The 18,245-nt window shown below is 42.6% G+C and carries 22 protein-coding genes and 1 pseudogene; 12 read left to right on the top strand and 11 right to left on the bottom strand.

Annotation, left to right across the window (positions count from 1 at the left end):
• Positions 1-21: 21 nt before the first annotated feature.
• Together JL57_RS08425 and JL57_RS08420 are read left to right on the top strand one after the other, a co-directional pair.
• Complete coding sequence (locus tag JL57_RS08425) at positions 22-1,227, top strand: NAD(P)/FAD-dependent oxidoreductase (protein WP_291299861.1); 1,206 nt, start codon at positions 22-24, stop codon at positions 1,225-1,227.
• A 100-nt stretch (positions 1,228-1,327) separates the two neighbouring features.
• Positions 1,328-2,314 (top strand): zinc-binding dehydrogenase, encoded by a 987-nt coding sequence (locus tag JL57_RS08420; RefSeq protein ID WP_034141602.1) that lies wholly within the window; start codon positions 1,328-1,330, stop codon positions 2,312-2,314.
• A gap of 217 nt (positions 2,315-2,531) precedes the next feature.
• Here the strand turns inward: JL57_RS08420 and JL57_RS08415 are convergent, their stop codons facing one another.
• A complete protein-coding gene (locus tag JL57_RS08415; protein ID WP_034141601.1) occupies positions 2,532-3,173 on the bottom strand; it encodes a DUF3786 domain-containing protein in 642 nt (213 codons plus the stop codon).
• 259 nt (positions 3,174-3,432) lie between these two features.
• Between JL57_RS08415 and JL57_RS08410 the strand changes: the two genes are divergently transcribed.
• From JL57_RS08410 to JL57_RS08385, 8 genes and pseudogenes are all read left to right on the top strand, one after another.
• Positions 3,433-4,593 carry a metallophosphoesterase gene (locus JL57_RS08410; protein WP_291299857.1) on the top strand — a complete coding sequence of 387 codons (1,161 nt, stop codon included), beginning with the start codon at positions 3,433-3,435 and terminating at the stop codon, positions 4,591-4,593.
• Between the two features lie 435 nt (positions 4,594-5,028).
• Positions 5,029-5,244: a FeoA family protein gene (locus JL57_RS08405; RefSeq protein WP_034141600.1), complete on the top strand. Its 216-nt coding sequence runs from the start codon at positions 5,029-5,031 to the stop codon at positions 5,242-5,244.
• A gap of 19 nt (positions 5,245-5,263) precedes the next feature.
• On the top strand, positions 5,264-5,491 hold the full coding sequence (locus tag JL57_RS08400) for a FeoA family protein (RefSeq protein WP_034141599.1): 228 nt from the start codon (positions 5,264-5,266) through the stop codon (positions 5,489-5,491).
• A gap of 93 nt (positions 5,492-5,584) precedes the next feature.
• Positions 5,585-5,812, top strand: a pseudogene (locus tag JL57_RS33910) (FeoB small GTPase domain-containing protein); the annotation flags it as partial.
• Between the two features lie 28 nt (positions 5,813-5,840).
• Positions 5,841-6,089: a nucleoside recognition domain-containing protein gene (locus JL57_RS36320; protein WP_366557001.1), complete on the top strand. Its 249-nt coding sequence runs from the start codon at positions 5,841-5,843 to the stop codon at positions 6,087-6,089.
• Positions 6,090-6,114: 25 nt separating this feature from the next.
• Positions 6,115-6,246, top strand: coding sequence for a FeoB-associated Cys-rich membrane protein (locus JL57_RS36315; protein ID WP_366557000.1), 132 nt, complete (start codon positions 6,115-6,117; stop codon positions 6,244-6,246).
• A gap of 100 nt (positions 6,247-6,346) precedes the next feature.
• The gene (locus tag JL57_RS08390; protein WP_034141597.1) at positions 6,347-6,655 is read left to right on the top strand and encodes a DUF2325 domain-containing protein; all 309 of its coding nucleotides are present in this window, start codon (positions 6,347-6,349) and stop codon (positions 6,653-6,655) included.
• Positions 6,656-6,678: 23 nt separating this feature from the next.
• Positions 6,679-7,329 carry an HD-GYP domain-containing protein gene (locus JL57_RS08385; RefSeq protein WP_034141596.1) on the top strand — a complete coding sequence of 217 codons (651 nt, stop codon included), beginning with the start codon at positions 6,679-6,681 and terminating at the stop codon, positions 7,327-7,329.
• A gap of 131 nt (positions 7,330-7,460) precedes the next feature.
• On the opposite strand, the gene JL57_RS08380 is transcribed toward JL57_RS08385, so the two are convergent.
• The 10 genes from JL57_RS08380 to JL57_RS33885 all read right to left on the bottom strand — a co-directional run bounded on the left by JL57_RS08380 (position 7,461) and on the right by JL57_RS33885 (position 15,739).
• On the bottom strand, positions 7,461-8,657 hold the full coding sequence (locus JL57_RS08380) for an anaerobic nitric oxide reductase flavorubredoxin (protein ID WP_034141595.1): 1,197 nt from the start codon (positions 8,655-8,657) through the stop codon (positions 7,461-7,463).
• Between the two features lie 152 nt (positions 8,658-8,809).
• Complete coding sequence (locus tag JL57_RS33905; RefSeq protein WP_291299856.1) at positions 8,810-9,715, bottom strand: diguanylate cyclase; 906 nt, start codon at positions 9,713-9,715, stop codon at positions 8,810-8,812.
• Positions 9,716-9,847: 132 nt separating this feature from the next.
• Positions 9,848-10,018, bottom strand: a complete 171-nt coding sequence (locus tag JL57_RS33900) for a hypothetical protein (RefSeq protein WP_291299855.1) — start codon at positions 10,016-10,018, stop codon at positions 9,848-9,850.
• A 202-nt stretch (positions 10,019-10,220) separates the two neighbouring features.
• Positions 10,221-10,376, bottom strand: coding sequence for a hypothetical protein (locus JL57_RS33895; RefSeq protein WP_291299854.1), 156 nt, complete (start codon positions 10,374-10,376; stop codon positions 10,221-10,223).
• Positions 10,377-10,570: 194 nt separating this feature from the next.
• The gene (locus tag JL57_RS08370) at positions 10,571-11,905 is read right to left on the bottom strand and encodes a cytochrome bc complex cytochrome b subunit (RefSeq protein ID WP_034141594.1); all 1,335 of its coding nucleotides are present in this window, start codon (positions 11,903-11,905) and stop codon (positions 10,571-10,573) included.
• Positions 11,902-12,375, bottom strand: coding sequence for a ubiquinol-cytochrome c reductase iron-sulfur subunit (locus JL57_RS08365; RefSeq protein ID WP_045691183.1), 474 nt, complete (start codon positions 12,373-12,375; stop codon positions 11,902-11,904). The genes JL57_RS08370 and JL57_RS08365 overlap by 4 nt, the downstream gene beginning before the upstream one ends.
• A gap of 103 nt (positions 12,376-12,478) precedes the next feature.
• Positions 12,479-13,033, bottom strand: a complete 555-nt coding sequence (locus JL57_RS33890; protein ID WP_291299853.1) for a hypothetical protein — start codon at positions 13,031-13,033, stop codon at positions 12,479-12,481.
• Between the two features lie 124 nt (positions 13,034-13,157).
• Positions 13,158-14,570 (bottom strand): sensor histidine kinase, encoded by a 1,413-nt coding sequence (locus tag JL57_RS08355; RefSeq protein WP_034141593.1) that lies wholly within the window; start codon positions 14,568-14,570, stop codon positions 13,158-13,160.
• Positions 14,567-15,220, bottom strand: coding sequence for a response regulator transcription factor (locus JL57_RS08350; RefSeq protein ID WP_034141592.1), 654 nt, complete (start codon positions 15,218-15,220; stop codon positions 14,567-14,569). Before JL57_RS08350 ends, JL57_RS08355 begins: the two co-directional genes overlap by 4 nt.
• A 276-nt stretch (positions 15,221-15,496) precedes the next feature.
• Positions 15,497-15,739, bottom strand: a complete 243-nt coding sequence (locus JL57_RS33885) for a hypothetical protein (RefSeq protein ID WP_291299852.1) — start codon at positions 15,737-15,739, stop codon at positions 15,497-15,499.
• A gap of 432 nt (positions 15,740-16,171) precedes the next feature.
• Here JL57_RS33885 and JL57_RS08345 point away from each other — a divergent pair, with 432 nt between their 5' ends.
• Both JL57_RS08345 and JL57_RS08340 read left to right on the top strand, forming a co-directional pair.
• Complete coding sequence (locus JL57_RS08345; protein WP_034141591.1) at positions 16,172-17,284, top strand: cache domain-containing protein; 1,113 nt, start codon at positions 16,172-16,174, stop codon at positions 17,282-17,284.
• Positions 17,285-17,708: 424 nt separating this feature from the next.
• Positions 17,709-18,197 carry an NAD(P)H-dependent oxidoreductase subunit E gene (locus JL57_RS08340; RefSeq protein WP_034141590.1) on the top strand — a complete coding sequence of 163 codons (489 nt, stop codon included), beginning with the start codon at positions 17,709-17,711 and terminating at the stop codon, positions 18,195-18,197.
• The last annotated feature ends 48 nt before the right edge of the window (positions 18,198-18,245 follow it).

The raw sequence follows: 18,245 nt of genomic DNA, 5'->3' as shown, positions 1-18,245 counted from the left end.
GGGGTTACACCATTGGTTTATGTGATTGTGGGTAATGGCCCTGCGGGGACAAATGCGATCGAACAGATTCGCAACATCGACCCAACGGGGAAAATTATCTTGATAGCTCAAGAGGCTAACCTTCCGTATAGCCGAATAACAACCCCGGAATATATGACAAATGAGCTTGAAGAACAAGATATTTATATTCGAAGTGCGGATTTCTATGAGAACTATGCAGTAGAAACTCGCCTTGGACACAGGGTGGAACAAGTCCTCGCGCAGGAAAACCTGGTTATCTTAGAGGATGGTGAGAAAATCTCCTATGATAAGCTTCTGCTTGCTACAGGTTCCCGGCCCTTCATTCCAAGCTGGATTGATCTGGAGGTTGAAGGGGTATTTTCCCTTTGGAATAAAGCAGATTCTGAGGAGATAAACTCATTTTTGCCCCAAGTTAAAAATGCTGTCATAATCGGTGGAGGTCTGGTGGGTTTACAGGCCGCCCGTGCTTTAAATACTTACGGCATTAAGGTAAGTGTTATGGAAATGGCGAACCGCCTAATGCCAGGTCAACTAGATCAAGCTGCCGCGGATATGCTATTAAAAGCCCTTGCCAACCATGGTGTACAGGTATGCTTAGAGACCGAGGTTAAATCTTTACAAGTTAAAGATAACAAGGTTGAGGGAGTTCAAACAGTCGATCAACTCCTCGAAGCTGAGCTCGTGATTATAGCCGTAGGGGTAAGACCCAATCTAGAGTTTTTGACTGAAAGTGAAGTTCAAATTGAAAAGGGGATTGTCGTCAACGAATTCATGCAATCAAGTGTCCCGACAATCTATGCCGCGGGGGATATCGCTCAAGCAACGAGTTTGCTCACAGGTGAATCAATGCTCAGGGCGTTGTGGCTTACAGCGGTTCAACAAGGGAAAATTGCCGGAGCTAGTATGGCCGGTTCGAGGACCGCTTATCCAGGGAGTCACGCCATGAACTCAATTCAACTTTTTGGGCTGCCGATTATTTCCTTGGGAAGAATCGAAGGTGGACCTGGCGTGGAGGAAGTTATTCTTCGCCAGCCCGCCTCAGGGGTCTATCAAAAGCTTTTACTTGAAGATGGACGCTTAACAGGTCTGCTATTTGCAGGGGAAGTTCAGGAAGCCGGTGTTTTGTATCACAAATTGGGCCAGCAACTGAACCAAGGATATTGGGGTTCTTTAAGACTGCTCGATGTTGAGGATATGCTAGCTTGACCAGGCTCATAGGAGCCTTACCAAGGGCTAACCTATCCCCACTTATTAGAAGTGGGGGTCTTAAGAAATTGATTAAAATTTGCAAATAGGAGTGTATTTAATGGGAATAACAACTAAAGCAGCTTTACTTAATAAAGCGTACGACATTTTTCTTGTCGAACGTAAGTTAGAATGTGGGCCTGATGAGGTTATTGTAAAAAACCATTTGATTGGAATTTGTGGGTCTGATAAAACCTTTTACAGAGGACAGATGCCCCCCCAGACAGCTGAGTTTAGGCAAAAGCCTGAGTTCCCCTTCAAATTAGGGCACGAGAGCGGCGGTACCGTCGTAGAAGTGGGCTCAAAAGTCAGGGAATATAAGGTTGGGGACAAGGTAATCGCCTTTGGCTGGAATAATAACTTGGCGGAATATTTTAATGCCAAAGAATGGGAACTCCAACCGGTACCGGAAGGATTAGATATGGAGTTGGCGTCTTTAGGCGAGCCCACAGCCTGTGCGATGTATTCCGGCATGAACTCAGGTGTCCAATTAGGGGACACTGTTGTAGTCATGGGTGGCGGCTTTGCGGGTCAGATTATCGCTCAATGTGCCAAACAAAAGGGCGCGGAGAAAGTGATCGTTGTCGATGTGTTAGAGGGAAAATTAGCCCTAGCTAAAAAGCTTGGTGCGGATATTGTTATAAATTCCACACAACAAGATGCTGTTCAATTAGTAGCCGAATTAACCAAAGGGCAAGGTGCAGACGTTGTGGTAGAGGCAGCAGGCAGCCAAGAATCGATTAATATGTGTACAAAAATGCTTCGCCACAATGGAAAGTTTGTCTGGTATAGTTGGATTACCCAACCAGTTACGTTAGATATCAGTCGCTGGCATGACGATGGTATAGAATTTATCAATACCTGCCTCGTTCATCATTCCTGGCGTGAACGATTTGTCTGGACTCCCAAAACCCTCCGGCCCGTCATTCAAGGACTGATTGATATCAAATCCTTGATTACCCATGAGTTTAAGCTCGATCAGATTAAAGAAGCCTTTGAGTTAGTGGATAAAGATGATACAGCAATCAAGGTCATTTTGCGTCCCTAAAAATACTCATCGCGAACGTAGTCCCGGTATCCCATATACCTATGTCCGTTTTGAGTGGAAGCGTCGTTGACTTAACAGTTAGAAGCTGTCATAGGTTAATAGATACCCCAGTAAGCGTTTTACTAGATTTCTTAGCTAAATAAACATGCCAGAACGTTTCGACGTTCTGGCATGTTTATTTATCATGTATGGGGATTAACTAGTCATTTCCAGAGCTTTATCGGGCTTCAATAAACGCAATCGTATATTGATTTATCACATGGTTTTTAATAATACCGCACAATGCGGCACTATCTTCAATATGCATTTGATCTCTGATGGAGCTATCAAAGAGAATTTGACACGTCGAGGGTATGTCCTCTTCGCCCTCCCAGAAGTGCAGAAGTATTGGGATTCTGGGAGCAAAGAAGCCCTTGGCAGCAATATCAGCTTTGCCTTGTAGCAAGATGAACCCTGCTTCTATTAGACTATGACGCAAGATATCTTTGTCACAGTTAGCAAAAAAACCACCTAAAGCATCAATCACATTCTTTTTAATGTTTGGGTAGAATACATTCCCGTGTGGCAAATCACGGTAAGAGACCCATTGGTCGGAGAAGGGGACGTTTTTTGCGTAAGATAAATAATTAAGAAGCAGTAATCTTGCATCGAATGAGGTATTCAGACCCTGACTGATTATTTGCCCTTCTGGATAGGATATTTCGATTGTCTTGCCAAAGCTTTCGATTGTAAAGCGGCCATTTGAGAAGTTGCATTGTGATCCTTTCGAAATTGACTCTGGCGCCAATTTGCACAGGTTTTCTCTGCTTTTCATAAATGCTGGGGCATATCCACCTTCATAATGGTTGTTGTTAGTCATACTTACAATCGACCTCCACTATTATTTCTGCCATAGGTTATAGTGCAAGTTTAATGTGGTTCTAGAACTAGAATTATTTCTTTATTCTTGTTTTCATCTGTGTATTCCTTTAATATGAAGTAAAAGTTTTGCTTAGCTGCTGATTAGTGATAAAATATCAAGCATGTATCGTAAACCGCAATAAGTTATATGGATACCCCTATACATAAAGTGAAGAAAATGCTAGCGAAACATTTATAGGCGGAGGTAGAACACAGAGATGATGAACCCTTTCTTTATTGTAGTTATTTTTGTAGTTTTACTAATTTACGGTGGTCTCAATTACTACATCGGCCTGCGGGGGTGGCAGACCGTCTTTAGCTACTTGCCTTTCTTAAGCCCTAGAGTATATTGGCCCGTCTTTTCGCTGATTTCTATTTCCTATTTATTCAGTCGTTTAGCTGAGAAATATCTTCCCCCGGTTTTATACGAAGGATTGACTGTGTTAGGGGCTTATTGGCTGCCTGTAATGTTTTACTCATTATTGTTGATAACAACGCTCGATATCTTGCGCTTACTGGATCGTTGGATAAGACTTATCCCGATGGGGATAAAACAAAGTCTAAACCCCGCTTTGGGCTTAACTGTGTTGATTTTAGTTGTTGGTATTGTGAGTTATGGTGCTTGGAATGCCCGCCATCCGAGGGTTAACCATTACGATATGTCGATCGCTAAACAGGCTGGATCTCTTGAACAGTTGCATGTGGTCATGGTTTCCGACATCCATTTAGGGACGATCGTTCATAATGAGCATCTGACGAAAATGGTTAATACAATTAATGAACTTAAACCTGACCTGATCTTATTTGCAGGAGATGTGTTCGATGAAAACATCGAGTCATCAAATAAACAAGAAGTATCCGATACCTTTCGCCAATTAAGTGCGACCTACGGTGTTTTTGCGGTTCTTGGTAACCATGAGTATATTGGAGGAAATGCCGAAGAAGCAATAAAATATTTGAATGAGGCAGGGGTTAAGGTATTACGGGACAGCTTTCAAAAGATCAATGAAAGTTTTTATCTGATCGGCCGAGATGATCGATCGGGATCTCGTTTTAGCGGTGCCAAACGACAAGACCTTGAAACCTTAATGCAGGGCGTCAATCGTTCTCTTCCCGTCCTCTTAATGGACCATCAACCGTCACAACTAGCAGAGCCCGTGGAACAAGGGGTCGATTTACAAGTGTCCGGACATACCCATCGTGGACAAATGTTTCCCATTCAGTTTATTACAAGCCGAATCTTTGAAAATGACTGGGGATACCTACGCAAGGGAGATTTCCAACTGATTGTTTCTTCAGGTTATGGTACTTGGGGTCCGCCAGTACGAATTGGCAACACTCCGGAGATTGTGGATATTACGATTAGGTTTAGTGAGTAAATAGTTTAAAACAAAAGACTTAGGCGCTAATTGTGAGAACTATAAAAGAAGGACAGAATCGCTTCGGATTTTGTCCTTCTTTTTTTAAACGCAAAATTAATGTCCCAAAATAAGGTTATTAATAAGCAAAATTGTAAATCCTTGTAGAGCGCACTTTAGAGGTTTCACGGCCTTGCCCAGAAAGCAGTTACCGCTATGAACTCAGGGCAGAAAGAAGAGTCCTGGAGATATCTTGGGCAAATTCATGTTCTTTCGGATCAGCTGGTTGAAATGCTTAAAGAACTGCAGTGGGAATGTGGAAAGCAAGCCTAAGGTACGTAATTTCAGTCGAAAAATTGTTATTGACGAAACGAAATAATAATGATAAAGTTAGCACATACAAAGGTGATACTGATTATCAATTACAACTATTTGCGATAAGGAGGAGTTAGGAAAATGCCTTTAACGATGCTTTCCCCCGGTAAAGAGGCTGTAATTGAAGTCTGTAGGACCAAGGATACAACTAGAAAATTCTTGGAAGGTCTAGGTATTATTCCAGGTGTAAGTATATCGGTCATTTCGGAATTTAGTGGAAATCTCATTGTGGCCGTCAAAGGATCGAGGTTTGCTCTGAATAGAGGAGTCGCCCAGCAGGTGCTGGTGCAGGCTTGATATATAGGAGGTAAGTAGTTTGGAGAGGACTCTTAAGGACTTAAAACCGGGTGAAAAAGCGACAATTACCAAAGTTTTGGGAGAGAAAGGTGCGGTTAAGAAAAGGCTAATGGACATGGGTGTGACTCGTGGAGCAGAAGTACTGGTCAGAAAAGTAGCGCCTTTGGGGGATCCCATGGAGGTAAATATCCGAGGGTACGAGCTAACACTTAGAAAATCAGAAGCGGAAAACATCATTATTACATAAATGATGCTCCTGAATACAAAGGAGCATTATTTTAGAATCAACATTGAGAATGGTTATCATTAGTGCTTAGGTTTAAAGGAGATGTAAATACCTATGTCCTTGAAGTTTGCACTGGTGGGAAATCCAAACTGCGGAAAAACCACCTTGTTTAATGAAATCACAGGAAGTGCACAGTATGTTGGAAACTGGCCAGGTGTCACCATTGAAAAAAGAGAAGGAAAGGCCAACAAATTCAAAGAAGACATTCGGATCGTTGATCTACCGGGAATCTATTCCTTATCCCCATATTCAATGGAGGAAATCATATCTAGAGACTTTATCGGGCTTGAGTGGGAAATCATTTATTCCCATGCTAATCGGCTTCGGGTGCAGTGTCCCGGCAATTATGAGTGCCAGAACCTTAGAAAACGAAAAGGATCGACGCTTAACAATTATGCTCATACCCTTCATGTCCTCGTGCATGGCTGCCTTTGCAACGATTAAACGAGAGATGAATTCCTGGAAGTGGACTTTCATTGCAGTTGGATATTCAACAGGGGTAGCTTGGCTAGTAGCATTCCTGATCTTCCAAGTGGGAAAATTATTGGGTTTTAGTTGATCAAAAAAGGAAATAGGTGAAATAAATGATTAATTGGCTTATTGGCGGGTTCATAGTTGGAGTGACTGCATTTATTATTTTGCGAACGATTAGGCGCATGCGCAAAGGAGAAAGTAATTGCTGTGGAAATTGCACCGGGTGCAATTGTTCTAAATAAATACGACCATGAAGCGATTCAATTTGTGCTGTGCGATAGGAACAAAGGGCATTTATAAAGTATGAGTTTATATAAGCAATCTAACACAAGGAGGGTGACTATGAGTATCGTGCTAGTTGGAGGTCATGATAGAATGCATAGTGAATACATGGGAATATGCTCCAAGCGTGGACATCGTGTTAAGGTCTATACACAAATGCCAGCTAAGTTTGGTAAGGCGATCGGAACTCCGGATGGGATCGTTTTATTCACCTCGACTGTCTCCCATCAAATGATTCATGTTGCGGTAAAAGAAGCAAAAAGAAAGAAGATTCCGGTCTTCAGATGCCATACCAGTAGTGGAACTTCATTGGAAGGCTTGTTGCTGGAGCTTGAAGCGACAGCTAGCGGTGTAGCCACAGGAAAGTAAAGACATGAAAGGTACTTGCTCGCATGTTTCAATACATTCAAAGGATTTTCCGTCCGCACCATTTCCACGACATTATTGAATGTTTAGCCGCAGCACTGGAAGCGAAAGATTTATACACCAGTGGACATTCTTCAAGAGTAGGGGATATGTCGTACGATCTGGGGCGAGCTATGGGCCTGAAAGGTTCTGAACTTGAAAATCTTCATATCGCGGCTCACCTCCATGACATTGGTAAAATGGGCATTTCAGAAACTATTTTAAATAAAAAAGGAAGACTCCTTCCCCATGAGTTTGCTCAGATCCAAACACATCCGGAGATCGGCTATAAGATTTTGGCTAAATCGAAAGGTCTTAAACAAATTGCCGAAATTGTTCTTCATCACCACGAAAGATGGGATGGGAAAGGGTATCCCGGCGGCTTGAAGGAGGATAAAATCCCCCTGGGTTCGAGGATTATTGGGGTAGCAGATTCTGTGGATGCCATTACTTCCATAAGACCTTATCGAAAAGCCTTGTCCTGGGAGGAGTGCTGGGAAGAGATACTGATCAACAAAGGCCTACAATTTGACCCCGTAGCAGTGGAAGCGTCGGAAAAGCTGTGGAAACGATGGAAGGTTAGATGGCAGGAGTCTCAGAAGGGTAGCGAGGTGCCCGAACTAACGGTTGTAAAGTAAGTGTCGTCAGAAGACGCGGGGGACGGTTCTTTTGTCTAACTAGTGTGGTGAGACAGGAGAACCGTCCCCGTGTCTAAAGGAAGGGGAGCATTTTTAAAAATGCTCCCCTTCCTTTATGATTTATTTGTTATTTACTTGAGTGCTTCTCCGATGGTCCGACCAAATTCCTGACACTTAATGAGGCTCTCGTCATCCGGATTCCAGGTTACCCTAAGCCCTTCGTTGAGTAGCTCAAACTTAGCGTGTTCTAATTCAGTAGAAATCAGTTTAGTATTTTCACCACTCCAACCATAACTACCAAAGGCAGCGCCTTTCTTATTTTTTAGCGCTAATCCTTTGATCATTTCTAGGATTCCAGCGACGGCAAACGATATGCCTTTATTAATGGTCGGTGAACCAACAAGGATTGCCTTGGATTTAAAGACTTCTGTAATGATATCGTTTTTATCGGTATGGGTCGAATTGCAATTAAACAATTTAACAGTAACGTCTTTGTCACTTAGTTTGATTCCAGCGGCTATTTGTTCGGCCATTTTTCGGGTACTGTTCCACATGGTATCGTAGATGATTGATATTTGGTTTTCTTGGTAATCCTTAGCCCATGCCATATATTTATCGACAATTTGCAAGGGATTATCACGCCAAATGAGGCCATGGCTTGGGCAGATCATATCAACCGGCAGGTTAAAGCTTAAGATTTCAGTAATTTTATTGACTACCATTTTACTGAACGGAGTCAAAATATTAGCATAATATTTCTGGGCTTCGTGATATAAATCTGCCTGATTGACTAAGTCGTTGAACATATGCTCAGACGCTAAATGCTGACCAAAGCCATCATTGCTGAACAGGATGTTATCGCTGGTCAAGTAGGTGAACATCGTATCAGGCCAATGGAGCATTCTAGCCTCAATGAAAATAAACTCTTTGGAGCCTAGGCTTAATTTATCGCCCGTTTTGACGGGTATGAAGTTCCAATCTTGATGGTACTGGCCTTTTAAGGATTTGATGGCATTAGCGGTACAATAAATGGGGGTATTCGGGATTTCCCTCATTAATTCTGGCAAAGCCCCACTGTGATCCGGTTCACCATGATTCGCAATGATATAATCGATCGAATTTAAATCGATTTCTTTCTTCAAGTTAGCGACAAATTCTTTGGCGAACGGTGCCCAAACGCAATCGATGAGGGCTGTCTTTTTATCCCGAACAAGGTAAGAATTATAGCTAGAACCGCGGTGAGTCGAGAGTTCATCACCGTGAAACTTTTTTAATTCCCAGTCGATCTTACCAACCCATTTTACACTCTTGTTAATTTCAAAACTCATGGTAAACCTCCTAATAATTTTTTGGGGGGACACTTTAACCTCATTTTTTGCTGGTGCCGGGATACAATCTAGTTAAGTCAATGGTTATACATTGCACAAGCTGATAAATATATTCTACACTACTTAGGTTAATACTGCAATTATAAATATTATTATTTTATAATTAATATAAATAATTTGTAGCGGTTTCGGCCATCCAGTTTCGCTTGATAAAGGGCATTATCTGCGGCCTCAATTAACGTTTGAGGTAAGACAGCAGAATTAGCATATCCAATGGCAACCCCTAAACTAATGGTTACTTTTGGTGTAATAGAGGAAAGGCGATGGGGTATTGCTAGATTTTCCACATTGGCACGTAAAGTTTCCGCTACTTTTGTGGCACCCTCCACATCGGTGTTCGAAAGAACAACTACAAATTCTTCTCCACCGTAACGAGCAACGAAATCGACTTGGCGTTTCATGGAGTTCTTTAAGGCAGCCGCTACTTTTTGAAGACATTCATCTCCTTGTAGGTGACCGTAAGTATCATTATACGCTTTAAATAAGTCGATGTCACACATTATGAGTGCTATGGGTTCGCCATTACGTGCTGCTAGTGACCATAGTTGAGAAAGGAACTGATCAAAATGTCGACGATTGGCTATACCAGTTAAGCCATCAACTGAGGAGAGCAAACACTCTTCTAGAAGAGCGCGTTCCAATTGAGCCCGCTCTTCTAGAAGAGTGTTTGCTAAAGGCCGGAAAATATACAATCCTAGAAAGGCGAGAGTTAGAAGAATTATCACACCGCTTGTTGTTTCTAACATCTGAAGACGCTGGACTTTAGCTTCACTTTCTTGCTGGTATAGGGATACAATCTGATCTAAGGACTCTAAGAGGTTCTCCCTATTTTGAAGTATGTAGGTTAGATGAGGATTATCGGGGGTAAGCAAGTGTGCTGGTTCATTGGCTAGAGCTAGAGCTTCAAGATTATAGCGGTTAATTCGTGTTTGCATATTTGTTGGTGGGTTAAAATACATCTTCTGCATTTGAGGAGATAATGGTCGCGGTGAAATCATCTGAGGACAACCTTGGACTAATTCTTGATGATTTTTCTGTAATTGATCTATTGTGCTTAACAGTTGCTTTCTAAATTGATCTCGCTCACTAGTATCAGAGAAGTAAACAAGCTCTACACTTAGAAGGGCTGCTTACTGTGACAACCATCGTTGACTTCCACTTACATTCACAAGTCGTGCACTATCCTTTTGAGTCAAAATTACTTGGTGCATGGTAATGAAAGTAGCAAGGGTCCATAAGGCAATCAAACTTAAAGCTGAAGCATATGTGCGTGTTAGCTTAGATAGAGAACGTATTTTCATTTAATAGTCCCCCCTACATGCACGTTTATGGAGCTTGTCCACATCCTTTTTCTTCTACGTTTCTACACGATAATCCTGCATAAACGAATTAATTTTCAAAGACTATAAAGTGAAAAGTAGTCTAAGAAAGGTCTAACCCATATTACCGTAATTGCAACTACTAGAGAAAAGCCTTTGCTTGATTTTAACCAAGCAAAGGCTTTTAAAACTTAGGATGGATTTTACTGTTTAAAGGCCAGTTTGTGCCTAAATTCTCATAGGCATAACCGATTTGGGAATTATCAAAGGCAGCAACTGCAAAGGAGTAGGTTTTAGCGAGATCGTCGAACTGAATGTCTTTAGCAGACGTTGTTTTCAATTTACGGGAAATCTCTATGGTCCATTTCCACCTTATCCGGGACATTATTCTTTTAGCCGCAATGAGAAAAATTCTTATCCTTATCATTTTACTACAAATTCAAAAAATAATCATGCGAATGAGCCTAACAAAGGCGGCCTTGGTAGAAGCCTCGCTGGCAATTACCAAGGCCTTGTTAACTCGTTTTACTAAAACTAGTTATTTTTCGCCCCATCCTGAACCCAGTTCGTCATGGTTTGAATTTGATCTTTGCTTAAAGGCTCCTGCCCTACAGGCATTTGCGGTTGTTGAGAACCATCAATTAATTTAATTAGAGCACTTGCCCCAGGATTACTGGGAGTCACTTTTTCTACCGTTTTACTATAAGTGGCTATAGTCTCGTGACATTGGACACACTTGCTTTGTAAAATAGGCTGGATATCCTTTTTATAGCTGGGATGTGCCACGACCCCGGCTGCCGCTATCGGTTTAGGGACTGAACTCATCCCTTGATAGGTCAAAAATGCCAGGCCTATGACGACAGCGGCTGCCACACCCAAGGCGATCGGACGTTTTTTGGGACTACGGCTCGGATTACGATCCAGCCAAGGTAACCCAAAGAGCACCACCATAGCAACCACTGGGAGTCCTACCATGGCAACGACGTCTAAGGAACCTGGGAAGTATTTGAGAAGTTGATAGACACCGAAGAAGTACCAAGCGGGCTCCGGAATATAATGACTCTTATTCAGAGCATCAGCCGGATCTCCCAGACCCTGAGGATAAATAGCCGCTAATACCCAGATGCCTACGGCGACAATCAAAACCACGATAATCATGCGCAAGGCCACGTCCGGCCAGAAGGGCAAAGATTTCTTACTTACATCTTCTCCACGCTTGTGAGCCTCACTCAAGGCATCTGTTGACGACATTCCCTGCCGTAAAACAAAGAAAAAATGAGGCATGAAAGCCAAGAGGATGATGGCGGGGAGCACCAACATGTGCACTGAATAGAAACGGGTTAAAGTTGCTCCAGTGACTTGAGATCCATCCCGTAAGAAGCGGACCAGAAAATCACCGATACCAGGCACAAAGCCAGCCATCGCCGTACCCACTGTGGTCGCCCAATATCCTTCCTGATCCCAGGGGAGCAAGTAACCCGTAAAGGCCAGTCCCATGGTTCCTATCAGCAGAATAACCCCGGCAATCCAAGTCAATTCACGGGGCCGTTTATAAGCACCTTCGTAAAAAACACGTAATAGGTGCATGATCACCAAGACCACCATGAAGTCCGCACTCCAAGAATGCAGGGAACGGACATAATTGCCAATCGGTGAGGCTTGTATCGCTTGAATGCTGGTATAGGCTTCGGCCGCCGTCGGCTTATAGACCGTGGCCAAGAGAATTCCTGTCAGCGCTTGACTGATAAACACAAAGAGGGTGGCAAAACCTAAGTAATCTAAAAAACTGCTGCGTTTGGGTACCGGATGTTCAAACAGAGAGCCTATTAGGCTACTCAAATTTAATCGTTCATCCAACCATTTCATCATACCAGCATCCCACCAATCAGCACATTAGTACCCTCGATTTTGAGCACACGGCGACGCAACGATTTGGGTGGCGGCCCGGCAAGGATGGTGCCCTTCATGTCGAAAACCCCGCCATGACAAGGACAGATAAATTGCTTACTGGCTGCTACCCAATTAATAGCACACTCTAAATGGGTACAGTGAAAATCTAGGGCGATTACTCCTTCAGACCCCAGATTTACGACATAAACACCCTCTTCGACGCCCGATCCTTTATAACTTACTAAAGTCGGGGTATTGACCGGAAACTTATCTAAATTACCAACAGACTGCAGCTCCGTCGCGCCTGAAGCTGACGGTGGATTCAAAAAACTGCCCAAGAGACTCACATAAGATGCCCCGAGAGCAGCGCCGACCGTACCGATCCCTATACTCAAAAATTTACGTCTTCCTATTGAAGCTGAGTTCTTATCTTGATTGGAACTTTTCATTTCTGACCCTCTCCTTCATTGGGGGAATATTGGGTAAAGCAAGCAAAACAATGGATAACGTTCTACCGTCAGCCATTGTTTTGCTTGCTCTAGGAACAGAACATTATTTTTGACCTGCGTAATCGACGTTGGATGCAGGAACTTGAGTTGGTCTTTGGATTTTAATATACTTTTTGTCCGAGACAGCATGGCAAGTATTGCAAGATGCGATCGTTTTGTCATAAGCTACTTCAAAGGCTGCTTTATCTTTTTTGGCGACGACAGCTTGAAGAGGCTCAAGGGTATTCTTTTTAAATGCTTGGAGCGCTTCGGCCCGTTTGGGACGCGTGTTTTCTGCAACAGCTTGAACTCCGCCCATTTCCTTAGCCTCATAAGCGGCTAAATCCCAGTTTTGAGCTTGTGCAGCATACCATAAGGCAGCAAAACGCTGATTGTACTCGAGCATAACGGTTGCAGTGCTGGGATTGATGGTTTTGGTTTGAACATCCATGGATTTTTGGAGAGCATCAACTTTGGCTGCAAGATCTGGAGCAGCAGCTTGTTGAACCGGAGCTGGAGTTGGAGCTGGAGCTGGAGTTGCTGCTTTACCGCATCCTACGACAACTAAGGCAACCATTAAAAGCGAACTGACTAGGAGAAGGAGACGTTTCTTATTCATATAACTACCCCTTTCATTTTTGGCAAGATGCTTCGTCTTTATTAGTATGACAGTATTCACATTACTGGCCTAGAGTATCCTGTCATATCAAGGTCAGTACAAAAGTACTTAATTTGCTGTGGGTCTAGACTAGGGGAATTGCCAAAACAACTAAAGTACCTCCCTGCAAAGGGAGGTCGAACGAGATGGCTCCTTGCAAAATCAGGACGCGTTCATGGATATGACGCATCCCTAAACCGTTGCAGCCTGCAGGGTCTAAACACTCTTTGGGAAGTCCAATTCCGTCATCAGTAAAAGAGATATATAATTGATGCCGATGGTCTTTAACGTGCATGGCTACATGCTGGGCTTTGGCATGTTTGGCCACATTATTGAACAGTTCTGTGATGATGTGATACAGATGATCCTGCCGGTTGGGGGCCAACTGAAGATTTGGGTCGGTCAAACAGTTGAAATCAACGGTTATTTTATAACTGTTCTGAAACTCATCAATGATATTCTTGAACATCAACGATAGAGGTTGGTGGTAAATGGCTTCATTCTTGATTCCCATAATATAACTTCGAAGATCATGCATAGCCACGTCTAACGTTGTTATGCTCCTTTGCATTTCTGCTTGTACTGGGGAGGTTGGCCCAAGTTTATATTGGCAAGACTCAATCATAAGTTCCGCTGCATACAGAGTCTGTAGAACCCCGTCATGTAAATCACGGCTAATCCGTTCACGTTCTGCTAAACGTAAGGCTTCTTCTTTCGCTTGTAAGAATAAGTTGTCGGTGGCACGCTGAAATGCTCCCATTAAATTTAAGGTATAGTACAAAATGAAGATTCCGCAGAGGGTCCGGAAAAGCTGCACAGGTAACTTTGTAATATGAAAGAACCAACTCGAATTGATCAAATTAGCTGGGAAAAAGTCTTGCTGGGATACAATAATGCCTTCAAAAAAGGCATAGAAGAAAAAGCTAATGGCTAAAGCCTGTTCACTTCGCAAGATATCGGGGGCAGCTAGGTGCTTATGCCCATATTTCGCCTGCCGGAAAAGGGCCAATGATGTAATGAAAATTGAAGTCATACCTAAAAAATAGTGAGTAACAGTATCCCCAAGTAATAGCGAGTGCATATCCCCGTAACGCAAATTGACAAGCGAAAAGCCGAACCAGGCAGCGAAAAAACCATATGAAATCACTTCATCCAGCGACTTAAGTCGAGTGATGGCTAAGACGCGCAAACCAAAACTGAGCAAAACGATAAAAGAGAAGGCCGAGAAGAAAGAACGAACAACATACATCGAAAAAATTATATTTTGCTCAAAATAAGCCTGTTGTAAAGGAATAAACAAGTAGCCCCATTCGGATAAGCCATGGAAGATGCCAAATAAACTTAATAGCCATAAATCTTTGTTAAATGAAAATGGACTACTTTGTCGATATTGAACTAAAATAACGATGCCACTAGTGAAAAAAGTTAGACCATATAAGAAATAGATCACAGGCATATTGATATTGAGTAAATTGTAAAATGAGTCAAGATTTGTCATTTAAGGTTGGTCCAATGTTCGTGATACTTACGTTCCAAGGCATAGGCAGTCAACTGAGAGCGGTTACCATACCCCAATTTATGCAAGATATTGGAAACATAATTACGGACGGTGCTATAGCCTAGATAAAGGGTTTCGGCGATTTCCTTATTGCTCTTCCCTTGAGCAATCAATTCCAGAATCTCCGTCTCTCGCTCTGTCAGAGGTTCGCCAGGGGTCTTAGCGATAAGAGATTTCATTTTTTCTGAGATACGGTTGGTCAACTTAGCATCGATAATTTCTCCCCCGACTACAACCGTTTTAATCGCCTGGCAGAGGGCGGTACTTCCCATCTCTTTCATAATAAAACCTTTTGCACCCGCCAACAGAGAAGCAATGACCGCTTCCTCGTCAGCATAAGACGTCAGCATAATGACTTTGGAGTTCGGATAATCCGCCAAGATCTCGCGACAGGCTTCAATTCCCGTTCCATCAGGTAAACGTACATCCATCACGATCACTTCGGGTTGTAAAGCTTTGGTCTGCGCAATCGCTTCGCTCTTGCTTCCTGCCTCCGCAACCACTTCGAAATTCTCAACACGCGTTAAAGCGATGCGTAAGCCCATACGTAATATTTCGTGGTCATCGACGATCAGTATACGAACCTTCATGGTTTAAGCCTCCTATTTAGTAACCGTACTGAATTTGTAGACCTCATAAATTGTCTAAGCTGGGTAAAATACTTATTCTTATCATTTTACTACAAATTCAAAGATAATCATACGAAGTGGCTAACGACAAAACGTTTCCTATTCTTAGGCATAAGAAGAGCCTTGGTAGAAGCCTCTCTGGCAATTACCAAGGCCTTGTTAACTCGTTTTACTAAAACTAGTTATTTTTCGCCCCATCCTGAACCCAGTTCGTCATGGTTTGAATTTGATCTTTGCTTAAATCAAGATTAATAGATACTCTTCTCGACCCGCTGTTTGAATTGGCACAAAAAGATAGCCCCATTCTGACATCGCATGGGTAAAACCAAAAACGGCCAACAACCATAATGTTTTGGACAACTTCAACTGGCTTGGCTGAATAATTTGTATGGATATGGCCAGTCCCATTGTGAAAAAGGCTAAACCATAAACAAAATAAAGTACTTCATGTTGAATTATGATGTTCTGCCACCTCTTCAATTAGTTACTTGATAATTACGCAAAGCGACTAGTTTGTTAAGTTAAGGAGTCATTAAACTATTATTAGTATAAATCCATTCGAACATAAAGTACAACTAAGGCCTGTAGTAAGATTTTGGCTTAGCAGAGTGAACTCGTTTCAGCTAAAACTAAACATCGAGGCTTAACTGACGAAAGCTTCTAGTGGAGGGTAAGGAAGTAGTTATCAGAAGGGTAAAACTATTGATGTAATTATAAAGATTAGGTACTATTTTAAATAATTTCTTTATAATGGCTCAAAAAAGGTTTTTCAACTTTAACCGCGAAATTATCCCTAATTATACTAATAAAAACCAAGTGAACTCATTCACTAACTCAAACATTGAACACTCACTTATTAAACTGAGGCTTAGACGTGGATTAGGGTATAAAGTCTTCGAAAGAGGTGAACTTGTGCGCTCGCTCAAACATCAAATTCTTATACTTCTCATAGGTTCGCTCGTCCTACTGGCAGCTAGCTTCCTACTGGTTCTTGGTTTTTATATGAAGGATCGAGCCGTGGCTGCAGCGATAATCAAAGCACAAACAGATTTGGCAACTTGTGGGGAAATAATTGATAAAACCTATCCCGGCTCGTGGCATGTGCAAGACGAGAGCCTTTATAAAGGGCCCGTTAAAATCAGTCTCAATAATGATTTAGTGGATCATTTATCCCAGCTTACCGGGGACACTGTGACCGTATTTCTTGGAGACACCCGGGTAGCAACCACGGTACTTGGTTCCAATGGCGAACGAGCGATTGGTACGAAGGTTTCTGCTAATGTAGCCCAGACAGTCTTAAAAGATGGTCAGACTTATGTAGGAGAGGCTAATGTAGTTGGCCAGTGGTACCAAACCGGTTACGTTCCATTGCGCGCTGAGAATGGCCAAATTATTGGAATTTTTTATGTAGGTATTTCTCGTGCCTATGAACAGGAAATTATCACTCGATCTTTGCTTACTATGGCAGAACTAGGTTTAGCTTTAACAATCTTGGTAGCACTTCTCACTTGGTTTTTCATTCAGAGAGTGATCATCTATCCCTTACAAAATATCGCATTAGGAACTCGGGATGTAGCAACTGGACATCTTACCCACAAGATTAAAACTTCTAGCGCCAAGGAAATTGGGGAACTTGAGGATGCTTTTAACCAAATGGTAGAGCAGATCCAATCTCTAACAACGGAAATTAACCGGGCGAACAGTTGCAGTCCCGGGAATGATCCACTTGAAACTAAAAAAGCCTTACCTATTGGGTATATGCCATTATCCAGCCTAAATACTGCTGGGAATTTTGGAGAAACAGGGTTGCCTAAGGGCTTACATCAGGCCACTCTCGGCCAAATAGTTCAATTTTTACAAGCAAATCGACGGCCCCTTTCTGCAGAGGAAGTCGCGGAAGGAGTTAAGCTAACTAGGGTCACTGTACGCCGTTACCTTGAATTTCTAGAACATAGTGGGGCATTGAGATCGGAACAGAAATACGGAACAGTTGGTCGGCCCGTTAAGATATTTATTCCGCAGTGAATAATAGGCTCCCTATAGGGATTTTTTTATGTAAAACACTTCTGAGCTTTTTCGAAGACTCCACTTCTTTTGAAGGTGGAGTTTTTTTACTTCCATGGTGGTGCCCCATCCTTCGAAGCGAAGTGTTCTTATGGCAGGCTTCCGTCCCGAAGTCTTCGCCAAGGCTTGGCACCAGCCAAGGTACCTTTCAGATTTTGCTAATTAGTTCACTGTTTTCTTAATTAATAAAATTTTCTTTATTCACAAAACACTAATTTAATGTCCATAAACACGACAGGCAGAGAGAAGAAAGCTAAACTAGTCACATAAACCATTGCCTGCCCATCAGACCACTATGTCGATAGCCTGAATGTAACCTAGGGTCTAAAAAACAACAAATAGAGAGGTGTGAAAGTAGCAACAGTTTTAATAAAGGAGGATTTTCATGTGTGACACCGCTTCGCCCAATCAATTTGCTCAAAAGCTAGATGACTATATCGACGGTCTGACCCACAAAAAGGAAAACCTAATTGGGGTCCTGCATTATGCTCAAGAAATATATGGCTACCTACCCGATAATGTACAGTGGCATATCGCACAGAAACTTGATATACCTTCAGCCACAGTCTATGGCGTTGTAAGCTTTTATTCATTTTTCACGATGATCCCTAGGGGTGAACATGTTGTTAACGTATGCACCGGCACCGCCTGTTTTGTCCGAGGGGCTGATAAATTAAAAAAAGAACTTGAAAGTCAGCTGAAAATTAAAGCTGGAGAAACCTCTCCAGATAATCTCTTTACTTTAGAAACTCTGCGCTGCGTCGGAGCCTGCGGCCTGGCTCCAGTCATGATTGTCGATGGCGAAGTGCATGGACGCATGCACAAGGCACAAAACATTAATGAGGCTTTGGCCAAGTACCGCCCGGAAAGTTAAGCCTACTCGAAGCGCGATGCACGACGTTCGACTTCGAACTTCCGACTT

The organism is Desulfosporosinus sp. BICA1-9 (assembly GCF_000802135.1).
The sequence above is the reverse complement of the archived record's forward strand: the minus strand, read 5'-3'. Positions and strand labels throughout refer to the sequence as shown.

Excerpts from the sequence above, each read along its gene's own strand:
- JL57_RS08350 (WP_034141592.1), bottom strand. The coding sequence starts at position 15,220 with ATGAAGGTTCGTATACTGATCGTCGATGACCACGAAATATTACGTATG.
- JL57_RS08385 (WP_034141596.1), top strand. The coding sequence starts at position 6,679 with ATGTTTCAATACATTCAAAGGATTTTCCGTCCGCACCATTTCCACGAC.
- JL57_RS36315 (WP_366557000.1), top strand. The coding sequence starts at position 6,115 with ATGATTAATTGGCTTATTGGCGGGTTCATAGTTGGAGTGACTGCATTT.
- JL57_RS33890 (WP_291299853.1), bottom strand. The coding sequence starts at position 13,033 with ATGAATAAGAAACGTCTCCTTCTCCTAGTCAGTTCGCTTTTAATGGTT.
- JL57_RS08370 (WP_034141594.1), bottom strand. The coding sequence starts at position 11,905 with ATGATGAAATGGTTGGATGAACGATTAAATTTGAGTAGCCTAATAGGC.
- JL57_RS08410 (WP_291299857.1), top strand. The coding sequence starts at position 3,433 with ATGATGAACCCTTTCTTTATTGTAGTTATTTTTGTAGTTTTACTAATT.
- JL57_RS08380 (WP_034141595.1), bottom strand. The coding sequence starts at position 8,657 with ATGAGTTTTGAAATTAACAAGAGTGTAAAATGGGTTGGTAAGATCGAC.
- JL57_RS08355 (WP_034141593.1), bottom strand. The coding sequence starts at position 14,570 with ATGACAAATCTTGACTCATTTTACAATTTACTCAATATCAATATGCCT.
- JL57_RS36320 (WP_366557001.1), top strand. The coding sequence starts at position 5,841 with ATGCTAATCGGCTTCGGGTGCAGTGTCCCGGCAATTATGAGTGCCAGA.
- JL57_RS08365 (WP_045691183.1), bottom strand. The coding sequence starts at position 12,375 with ATGAAAAGTTCCAATCAAGATAAGAACTCAGCTTCAATAGGAAGACGT.
- JL57_RS08390 (WP_034141597.1), top strand. The coding sequence starts at position 6,347 with ATGAGTATCGTGCTAGTTGGAGGTCATGATAGAATGCATAGTGAATAC.
- JL57_RS08405 (WP_034141600.1), top strand. The coding sequence starts at position 5,029 with ATGCCTTTAACGATGCTTTCCCCCGGTAAAGAGGCTGTAATTGAAGTC.
- JL57_RS33900 (WP_291299855.1), bottom strand. The coding sequence starts at position 10,018 with ATGAAAATACGTTCTCTATCTAAGCTAACACGCACATATGCTTCAGCT.
- JL57_RS08420 (WP_034141602.1), top strand. The coding sequence starts at position 1,328 with ATGGGAATAACAACTAAAGCAGCTTTACTTAATAAAGCGTACGACATT.
- JL57_RS08415 (WP_034141601.1), bottom strand. The coding sequence starts at position 3,173 with ATGACTAACAACAACCATTATGAAGGTGGATATGCCCCAGCATTTATG.
- JL57_RS33905 (WP_291299856.1), bottom strand. The coding sequence starts at position 9,715 with ATGATTTCACCGCGACCATTATCTCCTCAAATGCAGAAGATGTATTTT.
- JL57_RS08340 (WP_034141590.1), top strand. The coding sequence starts at position 17,709 with ATGTGTGACACCGCTTCGCCCAATCAATTTGCTCAAAAGCTAGATGAC.